This window comes from Empedobacter sp. GD03865 (assembly GCF_029840775.1).
Classification (GTDB): domain Bacteria; phylum Bacteroidota; class Bacteroidia; order Flavobacteriales; family Weeksellaceae; genus Empedobacter; species Empedobacter falsenii_B.
Genome location: NZ_JAOCDF010000033.1, coordinates 22,818 through 40,407 on the forward strand (window position 1 = coordinate 22,818; position 17,590 = coordinate 40,407).

Below are 17,590 nucleotides of genomic sequence, written 5' to 3' on the forward strand. Positions count from 1 at the left end.
TAACGAAGGTAGAAATATTTTGAATATTACGGATTGATTTTTTAAATATTCAATTTTATTAAGAAATTTGTTCTCTAAATAAGAAACAATGGCGAACACAAAGAAAGGAGAAGTTTTTACGGATCAAAATAACATCAAAAAAGTAAAAATAGAACGAAAACCAAGTTTTCCTAAAATCTATATTTTAACTGATGATTGTCAATTCGTGGAAGATGGTTTATACGAATTAGATTTTTTTGAAACGCCAAGTGTTACCAATTTCAAATCTGAATTGAATCCAACTATTCCTGCAATTAACTTTAAGCAGTTAAGTGAAAAAGGGAGAGAAAATTTAGTATAAGTTCTAAAAACTTCCTCCGAAATTAGCACTTTCAAATAGTTTTAAAATTCCAAAAAAAGGAATAAAACTTAAAAGTAATACAAGATATAATATCCTATTTTTATAGTTAAAAATAATGGATATTACTGAAAAAAGTGGACATAAAATAAAAGACCCAAACCCTGTAATAGCTATAAAATCGAACATAAAATTTTGATTTCTTGCTATTTCAGTTCCATCAATATTATACATAACAATAAAGCATAGAAAGAAGAATATTGTCAATCCTAAAAATACTCTTGATATGTTGATTTTGGTAGGCTGATTCATACAATTTATTTGAATAAAAATAAGTAAACTTTACAGAAAGCATCTCACCGAAAATAGTGATTTACAATTTTGCTTAAAATTTGATTGTATTGAAGCAGTAATAAACAAAAAACCCACACTGATAATCAGTATGGGTTTTCTTTAGATTGTGATCCAGTCAGGATTCGAACCTGAGACCTACTGCTTAGAAGGCAGTTGCTCTATCCAGCTGAGCTACTGGACCAATCCAAAATTCTATTACTAAAATTCGTCGGGGTGGCAGGATTCGAACCTGCGACCTCCTGCTCCCAAAGCAGGCGCGATGACCGGGCTACGCTACACCCCGATTCGGTCATTCAAAAAAAATGCGGAGAGACAGGGACTCGAACCCTGGCATCGGTTTCCCGATGACAGATTAGCAATCTGCTCCATTACCGCTCTGGCACCTCTCCTAACTTTTAAAAATAAGACTGATTAGTCTCATAAAGCGGTTGCAAATATATATTGACTTTTATTGCAAAACAAGTCTTTTTAGAAAAAAAATTAAATTATTTGGCTTAATTTTGGCTATTCAAAAGACTATTTAGAACTAAAAGAATGAATTTTAAAGGATTAGTATTTTCGGCAATTTCTTGTTTTTTTATTTTGGCTAGTTGTGCAACTAAAACAGTTCCACCAAAAACAATTACAAAAGTAATTCGTGACACAGTCATTATCAATTCAAAAACAGATCAACCGGAAATGACTCGAGCTGCAAAACTCGACAAGTACAAGGTGACAACAGATTATTATCCATCTATTTCGCAAGATGAACGTGTACGATTTTTAGTGTTACACTACACAGCAATCAACACAGAGTTATCGTTAAAAGTATTGACTCAGAAAGATGTAAGTGCACATTATTTGGTAAATGATTATGATGACAAAACAATTAATCTTTTAGTTGACGAAACAAAACGTGCATGGCATGCAGGTGTTAGTAGTTGGAAAGGATTGGATAATATAAACTTTTCTTCTATTGGTATCGAAATCGTTAATCTTGGAAACAAAGGAACGGATGCTTATCCAAATTACACGCCTTATCCAGATTATCAAATCAAAAAAGTAGGTGAATTGACACAAGATATTGTAAAACGTTATAATATTTCTCCTTTTAATGTAATTGGGCATTCTGATGTTGCGCCAGGAAGAAAACCAGATCCGGGTCCACTTTTCCCTTGGAAAAAATTATATACAGATTACGGTGTTGGTGCTTGGTACGATGATACAGACAAGTATGTATTTATGCAACAATATCCTTGGGATACAACAAGTTCCGTTTTTATCACACAAGTGCAAACTGATCTTAAGAAATATGGGTACAACGTTCCTACAAATGGAATGATAGACGCGCAAACAAAAAATGCAATTGTGGCATTTCAGATGCATTTCCGTCCAGAAAAATACGATGGAGTTGTAGATGCTGAAACTTGGGCAATCTTGAAAGCATTAAACAAAAAATATAATCCGTAAATCAAAATTGATTTATAGTACGAAACTCCTACGTGTTAGGAGTTTTTTTATGGAATAAACTTTCGGTAAAATAATATGAATAAATAGCATAATTATCATTTAAAATGGAATTGAGAGTTAAGAAAAATTGAAGTAATTTTATCCAAAATAATATAACATGGCTTTTAAAAGTTTGCGCCCAATTATTTGGACGAAAGATTTACAAAAAACAACAAAATTCTATAAAAAATTAGGATTTAAGATTGCTGATCAAAATGAAGATTGGATTTGGGCTTGCTTGCAAAAAGACGATGTAGAAATTATGTTGGCTTATCCAAATGAAGGAGCAGATTTTGAACGAGCAAATTTCACAGGCTCTTTTTATTTTGTTGTAGACAATGTAGACGAGTTGTGGAATCAAGTAAAAGATGATTGCGAAGTTGTATATGAAATTGAGACCTTTGAATGGGATATGCGCGAGTTTGCGATCTACGACAACAATGGTTATATCTTACAATTTGGACAAGAAATAGAAGTTACATTCGAAGATTAATTATGATCTCAAAACGATATTACAACATTATTTTAGCGATAATTATTCTTATTATTCCAATTGTTTTTTACATGATTATTAACACTATGGTTAGTATAAAATATGAAACCGACGGAGTTGACACTTGTATTTCTACTGTAACAGGAAAAAATCTTTGTTCGCAAATCGATCAACTAAAAGTTACTATTTACATTAACATGATTGTGATGATTTTCTGGTTAGCCTTAAGAAACTTGATCGTAAAAAAATAGCTTATGGATTATCATTTCGAAGAAAAATTTGAACAAATTAATTTCTCAGAAAATCAAAATATAGCTGGTGAATACGAGAATTGCGAGTTTATAAATTGTGATTTGAATGGATTAGATTTAAGCAATATCAAATTTATTCAATGTCAATTTATCGAATGTAATTTGAGTAATGTAACTTTAGAAAACACAAGCTTTCAGCAAGTTGAGTTTATGAATTGTAAAATGATAGGTTTTAATCTCGAAAATTCGAACAAATTTGGGTTAAGCATTTCATTTGAAAATTGTACGTTAAACGACTCATCTTTTTATGAATTACCGCTAAAAAAGACAAAGTTTAGCAATTGTTCTTTACAAAATGTAGAATTTTCTTTCGCAGATCTTAGTCAAGCTTATTTTATGAATTGTAATTTGGCTCACACCATTTTCTATCAGACCAATTTAAAGCAAGCCTACTTCAAAACGGCTTATAATTTCACGATAAATCCGAATGATAATCAATTGAAAGGCGCGCAGTTTTCCAAAGAAAATTGTGTTGGATTATTAGATTATCTTAGAATTACAATAAATTAAAAAAAGGTTTCGAATAAAATCGAAACCTTTTTTATGCTTTCTACTTATACTATTCTAATCAGAATAAATAATTTCAGATTATATTTTACTAAATCATAACATTTTAGAATAAATTACTTCTATATTTTATCAATTAGTCAATAATTATTTCTTGATTTAATAAATAATAAGATTATTATTGCATCTTTTTTTGATAAATTTTCTGAAATAAATCCAACTCAGATTATCAACTTAAAACTTTTCTTGACATTTTTTTAAGAAATTAAAAAAAATATTAGCGTATTATTTACACTAATAAAATAAAAAAGAAATTCTTTATCAAAAAAAGCATTATTATTATTCAATACATTATTTTAGATAAACTTAAGTCTATTAATTAAGTCAATACAAAATCACAAATAATGTACAGCTAACACCATTTATTAAAAAATGAAAAAAATTTTTGTCGCAATTGCTCTACTATCCATTTTTGGAGCCACGGAATTGAAGGCTCAATATGCTTCTGAATATGACGGCGGTTTGGTCGTTAAATTAAATCCAGAAGGAAGTAAATATGTCCGATTTATTCTTTGGGGACAAACTTGGTTTCAGGATTACGAAGGAAAACACGCCAATGATGGATTTTCTATCAAACGAGCGCGCGTTCTTGCTTATTCACAAATCAATGATCGATTTATGATTTTAACACATTTTGGTGCAAATGGAATCTATGATAATAATCTTTCTCCGATGGGAAAAAGTACAGATGTATCGTTTTTCTTGCATGAAATGTTTTTACAATATAAGGTAACAAACAATTTAGCAATTGGTGCTGGAGTTCACAATTTTGGTGGAATTTCTCGTGGAAATGGTCAAGGTTCTATCAATATGTTGACCTTAGATAATAACAGAGCTGACTGGTCAACACTTGGTTTGTCTGATCAATTTTCAAATCATTTGGGAATGTTTGCTAAAGGGCGAATTGGAAAACTAAATTATCGTTTAGCATTAAGTGATGCTATTACGAATACTTTGGACGGAAACTCTTCGACAGTTTTACAAAACGGACAAGAAAAATATTTGGGAAAAGCGATACTTGGAGAAGGTAAATATGCAGTTTCAGGTTATTTTGATTATCAATTCTTAGATCAAGAATCGAATGCTTTACCTTATCGCGTTGGAACCTATTTAGGAACTAAAAAAGTATTCAATATCGGAGCAGGATTTTTTAATCAAAGCAATGCGATTGTCAAAAAAGAAAATGATAATTTGATTGGAGAAAATGTAACTCATCTTGCTATTGATGCGTTCTACGATGCTCCAATTGGAAAATCATCTTCGATGACAGCTTATGCGAAATATCAAAATTCGGACATGGGCGAAAATTATGTACAAGGTAATGTTGTAGGAGATGGAAACCAATTTTCTGGACATGTTGGGTATTTACTACCTAAAAACCTCAAAGAAGGCGAAGGGAAATTCCGCAATAGAATTCAGCCGTATGTAGGGTATTCTTAAAGAGATTTCAAAGGTTTAGTGAAACCTGCAAACGAATTAAAATTAGGTGGAAACTGGTACATTGATGGTCAGAATGCTAAAATTTCTGTAGAATATCAAAAATCTTTCGATCAACCAAAACACATGGACGACATGATAACAATACAAGCAATGATATTATTATAAAAAAACACACAAGAATTAACACAAAAACACATTATTTATGAGCGAAACTGCTAACAAAAAAACAATCTGGAAAGTGATTGGTGCTTCCTCGATGGGAACGCTAATTGAATGGTATGACTTCTTTATTTTTGGAAGTTTAGCTGTTGTAATTTCTACTAAATTTTTCCCTGCTGACAATCCTACAGCTGCCTTTTTATCAACATTAGCAACATTTGCTGCTGGATTTGTTGTACGTCCATTTGGCGCGTTATTCTTTGGTCGATTAGGAGATATTATTGGTCGTAAATATACATTTATGGCAACTTTAGTATTAATGGGAGGAGCAACTTTTTTAATAGGATGTATTCCATCTTACGAATCAATTGGTTTTATCGCACCTTTATTAGTATTAATCTTACGTTTATTACAAGGTTTAGCACTTGGAGGCGAATATGGAGGTGCTGCAACATACGTAGCAGAACACGCACCAGACGGAGAAAGAGGATATTGGACTTCTTGGATACAAACCACTGCAACAGTTGGTTTATTTGTTTCGTTATTGGTTATTTTATTAACGAAAACATTATTATCAGAAGAGCAGTTTGACCTTTGGGGATGGCGAGTTCCATTTATCTTATCAATCTTAATGGTTTACGTTTCATATTTGATTCGTAAAAATATGGACGAATCGCCAGCTTTCAAAAAAGCAAAAGATGAAGGAACAACTTCTAAAAATCCTTTGAAAGAATCTTTCGGGAATCGTTACAATATGAAATTCGTTTTATTAGCACTTTTTGGAGCTGTGATGGGACAAGGAGTTGTGTGGTATACAGGTCAGTTTTACTCGATGAGTTACATGAAAACGGTGATGAATGTAGAATCTGATCAAGTAGATTCTTTGTTAGGAATTGCTTTATTATTTGGTACACCTTTCTTTGTGTTCTTTGGATGGCTGAGTGATAAAGTTGGTCGAAAATGGGTGATGTTAATCGGAATGATTGTCGCTGTATTCTCGTATCGACCAATTTACGAATCAATGTATCAAACAACAAATCTTGAAAATAAAGAAGTAATTGCAGCACAAACAATTGAAAAAGCTGAAATCAAAAATGTTGACGAAAAATCTGATTCTATTTATACAATTCAAAAATCATTTACAGATGGCACGACTTATAAACAAGTTACAACGCTTCATTTAGAAAATGGTCAAGCAAAAATTGTAGATGGAAAAGTAAGTGAAATTGTAAAAAAATCGACACATATTAATAGTGGTGATAAATGGAAATTAGTTGGATTAATTTGGATTCAAATTATTTTTATCACAATGGTTTATGGTCCAATTGCTGCGTTCTTAGTAGAAATGTTCCCTGTTAAAATTAGATATACATCGATGTCTTTGCCTTACCACGTAGGAAACGGAATTTTTGGAGGTCTTTTACCTGCTGTTTCTACTTATTTGGTAACAAATGCCAAAAACAACGGAGATCCACAGTTTTACTTAGAGGGTCTTTGGTATCCTATTGGAATTGCGGCTGTTTGTTTTATCATCGGAGCAATTTATATCAGTAATAAAGACAGAAATGTTAACTAAAAAACTAATTAGAAATGGAAACAATTAAAAAAATATTAGGAATCGTTTGGATCGCATTATCACTTGTTTTAGCCTACTTTTGTATCATGGAATTTGGAATTCCTAAATTATCATCAGGCTCTCAAGATGATTTAGTATTCGGAATTATTATTCTATTTGTCCTTACACCAATTATTGTTATTGGAATGGCACTCTTTGGCTATTATGCGTTACTTGGTGAATACAGTGAAGAAAAAATGTAAAAAACTATACACGAAATCCTCAACACATGTTGAGGATTTTTTTATATAAATGTATTTTCAATAAACCTTTTTATTAAATCCATAAAAAACAAATCATAAAACGTTAATATCTTTTTAAGAGTTTTAGCATAGTTTATGTCAATTAATTTTAAAATCAACAAAGGTACTCGAAGTTAAACTGAAATATAATTCAAATACAAAAGGCTTTGCAAATGCGAGGCTTTTTATTTATAATATAATTTCTAAAATTGTTTTATATCTGTTCTTTTTCCGTGATAAAAAAGAATTTTCCAATGTTCTTCTTTCGCTTCTTTTTCCCAACGTACACGATCTTCCATCGCTTTTACACCATCTGCATCATTCTTGAAAGCGGCATGATATTTTAGATAATTTAATTGAGGTAGATTATCAGCTCCATAAAATACAATTTCATCATTTTCTTTGATCCAAAAAACTTGTTGAAACGGAACGTGTCCTCCTGTTACTTCGAATTTGATATTATCCGTTATATTTCCACTATCATCATTCATCCATACAATATTTTTGAATGATTTCAACTTTTCTAAACGATCATAGTTATAAGAATTATTTGTTTGAACAACCGCATAATCATACTCGCGTTGTTGAATATAAATTTTTGCTTCAGGAAAGTTACATACAAACTGATCCCCTACCCAATTTCCAATTCCGTTGATATGATCTTTATGTAAATGCGAAATCAATACTTTCGTAATTTGATTTGGATTAATATTATATTCGCGTAATTTTTTTAGAATGATAGGTTCACAATCTACTTCAGTTCCGAAACCACAATCAATCAAAATATTTTCATCTCCAATTTGTATCAAAAATGGACGAACAATAAGATTATATCCGTCAGCGGGATTTTTAACATCAATATTATCACCTAAATAATGAAACTCTTTTTTTGCATCAACATGAAAAACACCTTCTAAAAGAGGAATAACTTTCATTTACTTTTATTTTTTACAAAGGTAATTCGTTTAGATTCTCTCTACAAAAAAAGGCTTCCAAAATAGGAAGCCTTAAAAATTATTATGATTCAAATCTTATTTTACAATTGTCATTTCATCAACGATGTGTTTTGCTCCAGCAAATTTATCAACAACCCATAAAACATAACGAATATCTACAGAAATCGTACGTTGTAATTTAGGATCAAAGATTACATCACCAGCCATTGCTTCAATGTTTCCGTCAAATGCAATACCGATTAATTCACCTTTACCATTCATTACCGGAGAACCAGAGTTACCTCCTGTAATGTCGTTATTTGATAAGAAGTTTACATGTAAATATCCATCTTTATCTCCATATTGTCCATAATCTTTTGCTTTCGCTAAATCTAATAAACGTTGTGGATTTTCGAATTCTTCGTCACCTGCAATGTGTTTTGCAACTGTACCTTCTAATGTTGTGAAATAGTTAGAAGCAACATCTGGTTGACGTTTTGGATTTGTACTTTTTGGTAAATTTTGAATAGAACCGTAAGTTAAACGTAACGTAGAATTTGCGTCTGGATATAAGATATTTCCAATTTTAGACTCACGTAAACCTTTTACCAATAAACGGAAGTTTTTAGAATAAACATCATTCAATTTTGCTTGTTCATCTGTTTGCTTAGAAGCTCTTTCTACCAACGCATTTGACAAAACATATAAAGGATCTTTTTTCAAGACTTCTACATCTGGAGAAATTAAGAAATTCTCAACTTGTTTTTGATCAGCGAAGAAACTTCTTTCAACAGCATCATTTACATAAGCTGTAAAGTTCTTGTTATTTTGCTTCGCTAAATCAGCAACATAAGGCGCTAAACCAGCTTCGCTCGCTTTAGAAGCATAAAGATTTAATTGAGCAGCCAATAAATCTTTTTCTAAAGGTAAATACATTTTTTCGTAATATGCATTGATTGCATTCTGAATTTTCGGACGCATTTCATCACGTTTTGCATCATTCGCTGCTGCATAGTTTTCTAATGCTTTTCCAATAGAATATGGCGCACTTGCTAAAGTTGAGTAACGCAATAAAATGTTGATGTAATTGTTATGACGAGCATCTAAATTTGTTTTCGCATAATAATTATTCAAATTCGAAACAACATCACCATATTCGGCTTTGTTTGCTCCTTTTTGAGCCCATTTATTGAATTTTTCTTCTTCTTTTGTTTTCTTCGCAACAGTTCCGTGAAGTTTTAAAGCTTCGATCATTCCATCACGATTTTTCCAATAGTTCGCAACTCCAGCATATTTAGAAGCATAATCAATATTTACTTTTTGATTTTGCTCCATATATTTTTTCATTTGATCCATTGTCACTTTAGAAGCTTCAACCCAAGCAGGATAAGCGTACTCTACATTTTGAGCAACACCTTGCGCTGGCATCCAACGATTTGTACGACCTGGGTAACCTAAAATCATAGCGAAATCATTTGGTTGATATCCTTTTAGAGAAACTGGTAAATGATGTTTTGGTTGTAACGGAACATTGCTTGTAGAATAAGCTGCAGGATTTCCATCTTTGTCACCATATACACGGAACATAGAGAAATCTCCTGTGTGACGTGGCCATTCCCAGTTATCTGTATCTCCACCATATTTTCCAATAGAACTTGGAGGTGTTCCTACTAAACGTACATCTTCATAGTCTTGGTAAACAAAATAGTAATATTCATTTCCTTGGAAGAATGAACGAACAGAAACAACATATTTTCCGTTTTCGCTGTTTTCTTTTTCGATTTTTGCAATCTCTTGGTTAATCGCTTTTTCACGATCTAACTCAGACATTTTATCATTTACAACACCTAAAATACGTTTAGAAACATCATCCATGCGAACGAAGAAACGTACTTTCAAGCTTTTTGGTTTTAACTCAGCAGCTTTGTCTTTTGCCCAAAAACCATCTTTTAAGTAATCATGTTCTGGAGCAGATAATTCAGCAATAGCACCATAACCACAGTGGTGATTTGTCAAAACTAAACCTTGTCCAGAAACCATTTCAGCAGTACATCCACCACCAAATTGTACAATAGCATCTTTTAAAGAGTTATTGTTGATACTATAAATTTCTTCTGAAGTTAATTGTAAACCTTGTTTTTGCATATCACGGTGATTCAGACGTTCGATGAACATCAAAAACCACATTCCTTCGTCAGCTTTCACTTTAAAAGGAAAAAGCATAACCACTAAAAGCGTGGATAATAAAAATTTTTTCATTAGTTGTTTGTCTTCAATTTTACGATTTGCTAAAATAATTGATTATCTGAAGTTCTCCTAATCTTTAAGTATTTAATAAAGTTTTACTGAGGTTTTATTGTTAAAAAAAGATTATTTTTATTTAATTAACACAAAATTTGAATCGTGAAAGTAAAAATTAAAATCATTAATCTACTTTAGGTTATGATTGGTTTTATAGAACAAAAAAATCCGAGAAAATCTCGGACTTTTTACATTATATCAAAACTTAATTAAGCTTCTTTATTATCTTGAGGTTTATCCTCTTTTTTCTCTGCTGGTTTAGCAGGTTTTTCTGTTCTCTCTGGTTTTGGCAATAAAGCTTTACGAGATAATTTCATTTTCTTTTTATCATCGTAACCTAAGAATTTAACATCAATTTTATCACCGATGTTTACAGAATCTTCAACTTTTTCAAGACGTCTGTGCTCTAATTCAGAAATGTGAACTAAACCTTCAACTCCTTTTGCAATCTCTACAAACGCTCCAAATGGTTTGATAGATTTTACAACTGAATGATATGTTTCACCAACTTCTGGAACGAAAGCAATTTGTTTGATTCTTTCTACAACACGATCGATGTTTTCTTGAATCACACCATTGATTTCTACACGTCCTGTTGTATCTAACTCAGTAATTGCAATAACTGTTTCAGTTTCTTTTTGCATTTCTTGAATTACTTTTCCTCCAGGTCCGATTACTGCTCCAATGAATTCTTTAGGAATTTCAATTACAACAACTTTTGGTGCATTTGGTTTCAATTGTGGACGAGGTGCTGGTAAAGTTTCTAATAATTTACCTAAAATGTGCTCACGACCTTCTTTTGCTTGTAACAAAGCTGTTTCCATGATTTCCATAGATAAACCTTGTACTTTAATATCCATTTGACAAGCTGTGATACCGTCTGCAGTTCCTGTTACTTTAAAGTCCATATCTCCTAAGTGATCTTCATCTCCTAAGATATCAGACAATACTGTAAATTTCCCTGATTTAGTATCTGTGATTAACCCCATTGCAATACCTGAAACTGGTTTCTTCATTTGTAAACCAGAGTCCATAATTGCTAATGTTCCTGCACAAACTGTTGCCATAGAAGAAGAACCGTTAGATTCTAATACTTCAGAAACAATACGAACTGTATAAGGACAATCGTCAGGTAACATTTGCGCTAAAGCACGTTGTGCTAAGTTTCCGTGACCAACTTCACGACGAGAAGTTCCTCTTAATGGACGAGCTTCACCTGTTGAGAATGGTGGGAAATTATAGTGTAAAAAGAATTTTTCGTCGAAGTTTGTTACTACTCCATCAACCATATTAGCATCTTTAGAAGAACCTAAAGTTACTGTAGCTAATGCTTGAGTTTCCCCACGTGTGAAAATTGCAGAACCGTGAGTTGATGGTAAATAATCAACTTCTGTCCAAATTGGACGAATCGTTTTTGGATCACGACCATCTAAACGAATTCCTTCGTTTAAGATTAATTGACGTACAGCTTCTTTTTGTACATCGTGGAAGTAAATGTGAGCAAAAGGAGTTACACGAGCTAACTCTTCCTCATCTCCTTCGTATTGAGCTAAGAAATCTGCTTCAACTTGAGCAAATTTATCACCTCTTTCGTGTTTATCAGATGGATGTTTAGCGATATCATAAAATTTATCATATCCATAAGCCCACACTTTTTCGCGAATTTCTTCATCGTGTGTTTCGTGGCTATATTCACGTTTTGGTAAAGATTTACCTACTTTCGCTGCTAAACTTTCTTGTGCTTCAATTTGTTTTTTAATTTCAGCGTGAGCAAATTCAATTGCGTCTAACATTTCACGCTCAGAAATTTCGCTCATCTCCCCTTCTACCATAACAACAGAATCTTTAGAAGCACCAACCATAATGTCGATATCAGCTTGATCTAATTGCTCTTTTGAAGGATTAATCATTAACTCACCATTCAAACGAATAACGCGAGCTTCTGAAATTAATGTGAAAGGAATATCTGTAATTGCAATGGCTGCTGATGCAGCTAAACCAGCTAAAGCTTCTGGCATTACATTTTTGTCGTAAGAAATAAGTGAGATCATGACCTGAACCTCAGCATGGAAGTCTTCTGGAAACATTGGACGTAAAACACGGTCTACAAGACGCATTGTTAATACTTCATCGTCTGATGGTTTTGCTTCTCTTCTGAAGAAATTCCCTGGGATGCGTCCTGCAGCGTAAAATTTTTCTCTATAATCTACTGTTAAAGGTAAAAAATCTACACCTGGATTTGCTTCTTTGTTTGCTACAACTGTAGCTAATAACATGGTGTCGCCCATGCGTACAACCACAGATCCGTCAGCTTGTTTTGCTAATTTCCCTGTTTCGATTGTAATTTCTCTTCCGTCTGAAAGAGTAATTTTTTCTGTGATCGCCTGTGGAATCATTCGTCTTCTTAGTATTTAATTCGTCTAAAGTTAAAGCCGTTTGCTTTAACCGCATTATATAAAGATATATATCTTATTTTAATTTATAACAAAAAAAAAGGCAATTTCTACGTAATTGCCCTTTTACATTGTGTTTAAAATTACTTACGTAATCCTAATTCAGCGATAATCGCACGGTATCTTGTGATATCTTTTTTCTTTAAGTAGTTTAATAACGCTTTACGCTTACCAACTAACATAACTAATGATCTTTCTGTATTAAAATCTTTGTGATTTTTTTTCAAGTGACCAGTTAAGTGGTTAATTCTGTAAGTGAATAATGCGATTTGCCCTTCTGCAGATCCTGTATCTGTTGCAGATTTACCATGCTTTGCGAATAATTCGCTTTTTACTTCTGATGTTAAGTACATGCCAATATTATTTAATAATTATTATGTAATGAGGTGCAAATGTACAACTATTATATGAAATAATAAACTTTGTACAAAAATAAAAGTGACCGATTGGTTAATTCGGTCACTTTTTAAAAATTTGGTTTAGTTTGATTTAGATAGATAATAGAAAGTGATATTTTAATTTTCTACTAAATCGGATAAGTTTGTTAGTTGTAAAAGACTTGCTTTCACGATTTTTGGTTGGTAGGTTAAAAGTCGGCTTAGTTTTTTAATAAGTAATTAATAGGTTGGTTAATAATTATTAAAAATAGGTTTGGGTAGGTAAGATTAATCTTCTATAATTCGTATTTTTTTATTCGTGATAACTTTTATCGGATACACAATTTTTTCATTTTCTGTTTGTATTGTCATACATATATTATTAATTGCAATTATCACGCCTTTTGTCTCATCTTCTATGATTACTTTTTGTCCAATTTCAAAATTTCTATTGGTATAAAACGACAATAATAATCTATAAATAATATCTTTAGAACCTAATCCAAATGCAATTGCCAATGTCAAAAATATTGATCCTAAAATTAATGACAGATTATTTGTAATTAGCTCTGTATTAACACCTGCTTGATTTAATGAAGTAATTATCGTAAAAATAAGGATGATATAAAAAATAATATTACTAATAATATTTGCTCCGTTTAAATCAATTGATTTAATTAAACTTCTTAAAAAAGTTTTGATATAGTTAGCCAAATAAAATCCTCCAGCAAATATTAACACTGCACTAAAAAATTGTGGCAGATAATCTACAATTCTTCCTATTTGGTTAGAAACGACTGTTAATCCAAAAATATCAGATCCTATAATAATGATTAACAAAATAATAAACAATCGTACAAATTGTAAAATAATCTTAGAAGGATCTATTTCAATAGAGGAGTTTTTCAACGCTTCACTGTTGTTTAAAGCATTTTTTAATTTATCTATCTTAGATAATTTTAATATGTACTTAGTCAATATTAGAATCAATCTTAGCAAGATATATGACAGGATAATGAATATAATACCTCCTACAACTTTAGGAAAAACGAGTACCATTTCTTGATATAAACTTTCTAACAAGCTAAAATTTAAACCTATATTCATATAATCTATTTATAGTTAACCTTCTTTATCTTTTTTGTTCGGTTTGTTAGTTGATTTTTTTCCGATTCCGAAGAAATTTCCAATTGTGCTTGGATATTTTACTGAAACCAAATCGGCTACTTCCAACGATAATTTTATTAAAGCAACATCATCCATAACTTTTTGCTTTATTGTTTCTGGAAGCTTTTCATTGGCTAGCATAGTCTTAAAAGGATTTTCCATTTTACAAAGCGTTATAAATTTTTAGTAAACGATTTTTTGCTCGATTCAATCTCATCTTAGTTGCACTTTCACCAATCTCTAAAGTTTCTGAAATTTCTTTGATTGAAAATTCATCTTGATATTTCATAAGTAATATAGATTTCTCTTCTACATCCAACTCCTTTAGGGACTGCGTTAGTTTTTCGATTTTTAATTCAAAAATTTCTTTGTCATCAATAATTTCGTCATTATAGTTATCAACCAAATCATCCGTCACCGAATAATTTTTTCTTTCTTCTTTTATCTTTCGTTGCACATGATTGACACAAAAATTATATGTAAAAGAATATAACCAAGTAGAGAATTTAGATTTTGATTGATATGTTTTCAGTTTTACAAACAACTTTACAAATATATCATGCGTCATATCCTGCGCCTCTGCTTGATCTTCTACAAAGCTCAAACATTTATTATATACCGTATGCGCATACCTATCATACAATATACCGAACAAATGTTGATTTTTTGTCTCGACAATCTTATACACCAAAATGTCATCTGCAATATTTTCTATAGAATCTTTTGACATTTCAACTGCTTACATTTATATGACACACCTATTCCTATTTGGTCACTTGTTTTTTTTGATTTTTTTATATTTATTTTAAAATAGCTTTAACTTAAACGAATATCTATCTAAAATACAATAATATATAAAAAAAACCGACAAATAAAAATTTATCGGTTTTTTTATAAAATAATAATTGTTACGAATTATTTCTCCAAAACATCTAAGACATCCTGAAAACCTCCTCCATTAAAAATTTCGTCTACACCTTGTGCTTGTAAATATTGTGCAGCTTGACCAGAACGGTTACCACTTCTACAAAAAACCACAATAGGTCTTGACATTTCTTTAAACTCCTCTACTCTCGTAGGAACTTCTCCTAATGGAATATTGATCGCATTTGGAACAAATCCATCTGTATCCAATTCAAAAGGCTCGCGAACATCTACTAATGTTACATTAGCATTGTTTATTGCTTCAACTGTTGTCATTTTAATAATTCTATTTCTATTTTTTATCCAATCAATAATTTTGCCAAGCATCTTACCAAATTCTAATACGGTCTTTTGGTGCTTTGTACAATTTATCTCCTGGTTTTGTTTTAAACGCATCGTGGAACGCATCAATATTAACGATTGGTCCAAAAGAACGGTAATATCCAGGCGAATGTGGATCTGTTTTCACTTGATTTACTAACGCTTCGTCAGTCGCTTTTGTTCTCCAAATAGTTGCCCAAGATAAGAAGAAACGTTGTTGCGGAGTATATCCATCTATATTTCCGTAAGTTCCTTTATCTTTCAAATACATTTGTAATGCATCAAAAGCAACAGAAGCTCCTCCTAAATCTCCAATATTTTCCCCAGATGTAAATGTACCATTAACGTGTGTTCCTGCTACTGGTTCATAACCATCATATTGCGTAGCCAAAGCTTTAGTAGCTTTTGCAAATTTCTCTTCGTCTTGTGGTGTCCACCAGTTTACTAAGTTACCATCACCGTCAAATTTAGCTCCCGAATCATCGAATCCGTGAGAAATTTCGTGACCGATAACTGCTCCAATTCCACCAAAGTTTACAGCTGCATCCGCTCTATAATCATAGAAAGGTGGTTGTAAAATTGCTGCTGGGAAAACAATTTCGTTATTAGTTGGATTAAAATATGCATTTACAGTTTGTGGCGACATTCCCCAACGAGTTTTGTCAACTGGTTTTCCAAAATCTTTCAAGTTTTCTGCTTGACGCCATTTGCTAATTGCCATTACATCTTCAATTAAGTTTCCTCCATCTGCCAAAGATTTTACTTGTAATCCAGAATAATCTTTCCATTTATCAGGGTAACCAATTTTTACAGTAAACTTGTTTAATTTTTCTAACGCTTTCGTTTTAGTTGCGTCAGACATCCAATCTAATTCTTTGATGTGTTTGTCAAAAGATTTGAATAAATAACTGATTAATTCTTCAGCTTTTGCTTTTGCCTCTGGTGGAAAATTATCTTTCACATAAATTTGTCCTAATAATTCTCCTGTTGCGCCATTTACAAACGCTAAACCTCTTTTTTCTAATGGACGTTGCTCTTTTTGACCAGATAAAGTTTTTCCGTAAAATTCGAAATTAATTTTATCTAAATCAGATGTTGAATAACTTGCATAAGAATTGATTAATTTAAAACGTAAATAATCCTTAATCAAAGGTAAATTCTCTTGATTTAAGATTTTATCTAAATTTTTATAATAATCTAATTCACCAATAATTACCGTTTCTGGATTAATTCCTAACGCTTTTACATAACGCTCAATATCAACATTTTTCGTTAAATTTTTAACTTCTGATAATTTTACAGGATTGTACGATTTATTTGGATCACGATCTTCTTCAACAGTTTTGATGTATTTCGCCATCATTTTTTCGAAAGCCACAATTTTTGGACCTTTCAAATCACGTGTTTTAGAACCTGTATAAGGCATCAATTGATCGATAAACTTGTTCAAATTAGCTAAAGTTTCAGTGTTTTTAGCATCTTCTTTTTGGTAATATGTTTTACCTAAAGTCAAGTCAATATCTCCTAAATAAACAGCATTTTGTTTACTATTTTTAAGGTCAGTATAAACATAAGCACCATAAAAAGGATTCTCTCCGATAGCAGCTACATCGATTAAATAATCTTGTAAACCTTTCATATCTTTGATTGCATCAATCTGCTTAAAATATTTTTGTAATGGTGCTAAAGCCGTTTTGTTACGCGCATCAACATTCATATACGCATCATACAAATCCGCAATTTTTTGCTCACTTGTTCCTTTAGCGTGTTTCGTTTTAATAAGATCTTTCACTAATTGCAAAGTGACCTTATCCGTATTTTCTCTTAACTCATCAAAACTTCCCCATCTTGCTCTATCAGAAGGAATTTCTGTAATTTTCATCCAATTTCCGTTCACATAATTATATAAATCATCTTGTGGACGAACCGACTTATCCATATAATTTGGATTAAAAGCCTGATATGATTCTTGTGCCATTGCTAACATAGAAGTACATGCAAATGCAGCAACAAATAGTTGTTTTTTCATATTTCTACTAAGTATTTTTGATATGATATGTCGAAATTAATACGACGTTTGTTACAAATTTACTAAATAAAGTATTA

18 protein-coding genes and 3 tRNA genes are annotated in these 17,590 nt (G+C 31.6%); 9 read left to right on the forward strand and 12 right to left on the reverse strand.

All coding sequences use genetic code 11. The features are described from left to right. Nucleotides 1-88: 88 nt before the first annotated feature. The gene (locus N5D46_RS11930; RefSeq protein ID WP_114999959.1) at nucleotides 89-340 is read left to right on the forward strand and encodes a hypothetical protein; all 252 of its coding nucleotides are present in this window, start codon (nucleotides 89-91) and stop codon (nucleotides 338-340) included. Nucleotides 341-798: 458 nt separating this feature from the next. On the opposite strand, the gene N5D46_RS11935 is transcribed toward N5D46_RS11930, so the two are convergent. The 3 genes from N5D46_RS11935 to N5D46_RS11945 all read right to left on the reverse strand — a co-directional run bounded on the left by N5D46_RS11935 (nucleotide 799) and on the right by N5D46_RS11945 (nucleotide 1,080). Continuing rightward, a tRNA-Arg gene (locus N5D46_RS11935) sits at nucleotides 799-872 on the reverse strand. A 27-nt stretch (nucleotides 873-899) separates the two neighbouring features. Then, nucleotides 900-974, reverse strand: a tRNA-Pro gene (locus N5D46_RS11940). A 22-nt stretch (nucleotides 975-996) separates the two neighbouring features. Continuing rightward, nucleotides 997-1,080 (reverse strand) — tRNA-Ser (locus tag N5D46_RS11945). Nucleotides 1,081-1,225: 145 nt separating this feature from the next. On the opposite strand from N5D46_RS11945, the gene N5D46_RS11950 reads away from it, so the two are divergent. The 8 genes from N5D46_RS11950 to N5D46_RS11985 all read left to right on the forward strand — a co-directional run bounded on the left by N5D46_RS11950 (nucleotide 1,226) and on the right by N5D46_RS11985 (nucleotide 6,967). Next, nucleotides 1,226-2,140 carry an N-acetylmuramoyl-L-alanine amidase gene (locus tag N5D46_RS11950; protein ID WP_114999956.1) on the forward strand — a complete coding sequence of 305 codons (915 nt, stop codon included), beginning with the start codon at nucleotides 1,226-1,228 and terminating at the stop codon, nucleotides 2,138-2,140. A 157-nt stretch (nucleotides 2,141-2,297) separates the two neighbouring features. Beyond that, complete coding sequence (locus N5D46_RS11955; RefSeq protein WP_038333665.1) at nucleotides 2,298-2,672, forward strand: VOC family protein; 375 nt, start codon at nucleotides 2,298-2,300, stop codon at nucleotides 2,670-2,672. A gap of 2 nt (nucleotides 2,673-2,674) precedes the next feature. Next, on the forward strand, nucleotides 2,675-2,923 hold the full coding sequence (locus tag N5D46_RS11960) for a hypothetical protein (RefSeq protein ID WP_114999954.1): 249 nt from the start codon (nucleotides 2,675-2,677) through the stop codon (nucleotides 2,921-2,923). Nucleotides 2,924-2,926: 3 nt separating this feature from the next. Continuing rightward, nucleotides 2,927-3,493 carry a pentapeptide repeat-containing protein gene (locus N5D46_RS11965; RefSeq protein ID WP_114999952.1) on the forward strand — a complete coding sequence of 189 codons (567 nt, stop codon included), beginning with the start codon at nucleotides 2,927-2,929 and terminating at the stop codon, nucleotides 3,491-3,493. Between the two features lie 429 nt (nucleotides 3,494-3,922). Then, the gene (locus N5D46_RS11970) at nucleotides 3,923-4,990 is read left to right on the forward strand and encodes a hypothetical protein (RefSeq protein ID WP_280050080.1); all 1,068 of its coding nucleotides are present in this window, start codon (nucleotides 3,923-3,925) and stop codon (nucleotides 4,988-4,990) included. Between the two features lie 18 nt (nucleotides 4,991-5,008). Further along, entirely contained in the window at nucleotides 5,009-5,155 is a 147-nt protein-coding gene (locus N5D46_RS11975) for a hypothetical protein (RefSeq protein WP_280050081.1), read from the forward strand. Between the two features lie 37 nt (nucleotides 5,156-5,192). Next, complete coding sequence (locus tag N5D46_RS11980) at nucleotides 5,193-6,725, forward strand: MFS transporter (protein WP_180906341.1); 1,533 nt, start codon at nucleotides 5,193-5,195, stop codon at nucleotides 6,723-6,725. 14 nt (nucleotides 6,726-6,739) lie between these two features. Further along, nucleotides 6,740-6,967 (forward strand): DUF6814 family protein, encoded by a 228-nt coding sequence (locus N5D46_RS11985; RefSeq protein ID WP_125350389.1) that lies wholly within the window; start codon nucleotides 6,740-6,742, stop codon nucleotides 6,965-6,967. A 242-nt stretch (nucleotides 6,968-7,209) separates the two neighbouring features. Here N5D46_RS11985 and N5D46_RS11990 read toward each other — a convergent pair whose 3' ends face one another. From N5D46_RS11990 to N5D46_RS12030, 9 genes are all read right to left on the reverse strand, one after another. Continuing rightward, complete coding sequence (locus N5D46_RS11990; RefSeq protein ID WP_280050082.1) at nucleotides 7,210-7,941, reverse strand: MBL fold metallo-hydrolase; 732 nt, start codon at nucleotides 7,939-7,941, stop codon at nucleotides 7,210-7,212. Between the two features lie 96 nt (nucleotides 7,942-8,037). Continuing rightward, a complete protein-coding gene (locus tag N5D46_RS11995; RefSeq protein ID WP_038333656.1) occupies nucleotides 8,038-10,200 on the reverse strand; it encodes a S46 family peptidase in 2,163 nt (720 codons plus the stop codon). Between the two features lie 251 nt (nucleotides 10,201-10,451). Beyond that, on the reverse strand, nucleotides 10,452-12,638 hold the full coding sequence (locus tag N5D46_RS12000; protein ID WP_280050083.1) for a polyribonucleotide nucleotidyltransferase: 2,187 nt from the start codon (nucleotides 12,636-12,638) through the stop codon (nucleotides 10,452-10,454). A 140-nt stretch (nucleotides 12,639-12,778) separates the two neighbouring features. Beyond that, on the reverse strand, nucleotides 12,779-13,048 hold the full coding sequence (rpsO, locus tag N5D46_RS12005) for a 30S ribosomal protein S15 (protein ID WP_038333654.1): 270 nt from the start codon (nucleotides 13,046-13,048) through the stop codon (nucleotides 12,779-12,781). 312 nt (nucleotides 13,049-13,360) lie between these two features. After that, nucleotides 13,361-14,179, reverse strand: a complete 819-nt coding sequence (locus tag N5D46_RS12010; RefSeq protein WP_280050084.1) for a small-conductance mechanosensitive channel — start codon at nucleotides 14,177-14,179, stop codon at nucleotides 13,361-13,363. A gap of 15 nt (nucleotides 14,180-14,194) precedes the next feature. Then, nucleotides 14,195-14,401, reverse strand: coding sequence for a hypothetical protein (locus tag N5D46_RS12015; RefSeq protein WP_280050085.1), 207 nt, complete (start codon nucleotides 14,399-14,401; stop codon nucleotides 14,195-14,197). Between the two features lies 1 nt (nucleotide 14,402). After that, complete coding sequence (locus N5D46_RS12020; RefSeq protein ID WP_038333651.1) at nucleotides 14,403-14,969, reverse strand: RNA polymerase sigma factor; 567 nt, start codon at nucleotides 14,967-14,969, stop codon at nucleotides 14,403-14,405. A gap of 185 nt (nucleotides 14,970-15,154) precedes the next feature. Further along, nucleotides 15,155-15,490 carry a rhodanese-like domain-containing protein gene (locus N5D46_RS12025; protein ID WP_244958029.1) on the reverse strand — a complete coding sequence of 112 codons (336 nt, stop codon included), beginning with the start codon at nucleotides 15,488-15,490 and terminating at the stop codon, nucleotides 15,155-15,157. Between the two features lies 1 nt (nucleotide 15,491). Continuing rightward, entirely contained in the window at nucleotides 15,492-17,513 is a 2,022-nt protein-coding gene (locus N5D46_RS12030; protein ID WP_114999931.1) for a M13 family metallopeptidase, read from the reverse strand. Nucleotides 17,514-17,590 lie beyond the last annotated feature (77 nt).

What these genes read in the sequence shown, in the direction of transcription:
- N5D46_RS11970 (WP_280050080.1), top strand. Translation starts at nt 3,923, where the DNA reads ATGAAAAAAATTTTTGTCGCAATTGCTCTACTATCCATTTTTGGAGCC.
- N5D46_RS12025 (WP_244958029.1), bottom strand. Translation starts at nt 15,490, where the DNA reads ATGCTTGGCAAAATTATTGATTGGATAAAAAATAGAAATAGAATTATT.
- N5D46_RS11990 (WP_280050082.1), bottom strand. Translation starts at nt 7,941, where the DNA reads ATGAAAGTTATTCCTCTTTTAGAAGGTGTTTTTCATGTTGATGCAAAA.
- N5D46_RS11930 (WP_114999959.1), top strand. Translation starts at nt 89, where the DNA reads ATGGCGAACACAAAGAAAGGAGAAGTTTTTACGGATCAAAATAACATC.
- N5D46_RS12020 (WP_038333651.1), bottom strand. Translation starts at nt 14,969, where the DNA reads ATGTCAAAAGATTCTATAGAAAATATTGCAGATGACATTTTGGTGTAT.
- N5D46_RS12030 (WP_114999931.1), bottom strand. Translation starts at nt 17,513, where the DNA reads ATGAAAAAACAACTATTTGTTGCTGCATTTGCATGTACTTCTATGTTA.
- N5D46_RS12000 (WP_280050083.1), bottom strand. Translation starts at nt 12,638, where the DNA reads ATGATTCCACAGGCGATCACAGAAAAAATTACTCTTTCAGACGGAAGA.
- N5D46_RS11965 (WP_114999952.1), top strand. Translation starts at nt 2,927, where the DNA reads ATGGATTATCATTTCGAAGAAAAATTTGAACAAATTAATTTCTCAGAA.
- N5D46_RS11980 (WP_180906341.1), top strand. Translation starts at nt 5,193, where the DNA reads ATGAGCGAAACTGCTAACAAAAAAACAATCTGGAAAGTGATTGGTGCT.
- N5D46_RS11955 (WP_038333665.1), top strand. Translation starts at nt 2,298, where the DNA reads ATGGCTTTTAAAAGTTTGCGCCCAATTATTTGGACGAAAGATTTACAA.
- N5D46_RS11985 (WP_125350389.1), top strand. Translation starts at nt 6,740, where the DNA reads ATGGAAACAATTAAAAAAATATTAGGAATCGTTTGGATCGCATTATCA.
- rpsO (WP_038333654.1), bottom strand. Translation starts at nt 13,048, where the DNA reads ATGTACTTAACATCAGAAGTAAAAAGCGAATTATTCGCAAAGCATGGT.
- N5D46_RS11995 (WP_038333656.1), bottom strand. Translation starts at nt 10,200, where the DNA reads ATGAAAAAATTTTTATTATCCACGCTTTTAGTGGTTATGCTTTTTCCT.
- N5D46_RS11950 (WP_114999956.1), top strand. Translation starts at nt 1,226, where the DNA reads ATGAATTTTAAAGGATTAGTATTTTCGGCAATTTCTTGTTTTTTTATT.
- N5D46_RS12010 (WP_280050084.1), bottom strand. Translation starts at nt 14,179, where the DNA reads ATGAATATAGGTTTAAATTTTAGCTTGTTAGAAAGTTTATATCAAGAA.
- N5D46_RS11960 (WP_114999954.1), top strand. Translation starts at nt 2,675, where the DNA reads ATGATCTCAAAACGATATTACAACATTATTTTAGCGATAATTATTCTT.
- N5D46_RS12015 (WP_280050085.1), bottom strand. Translation starts at nt 14,401, where the DNA reads ATGGAAAATCCTTTTAAGACTATGCTAGCCAATGAAAAGCTTCCAGAA.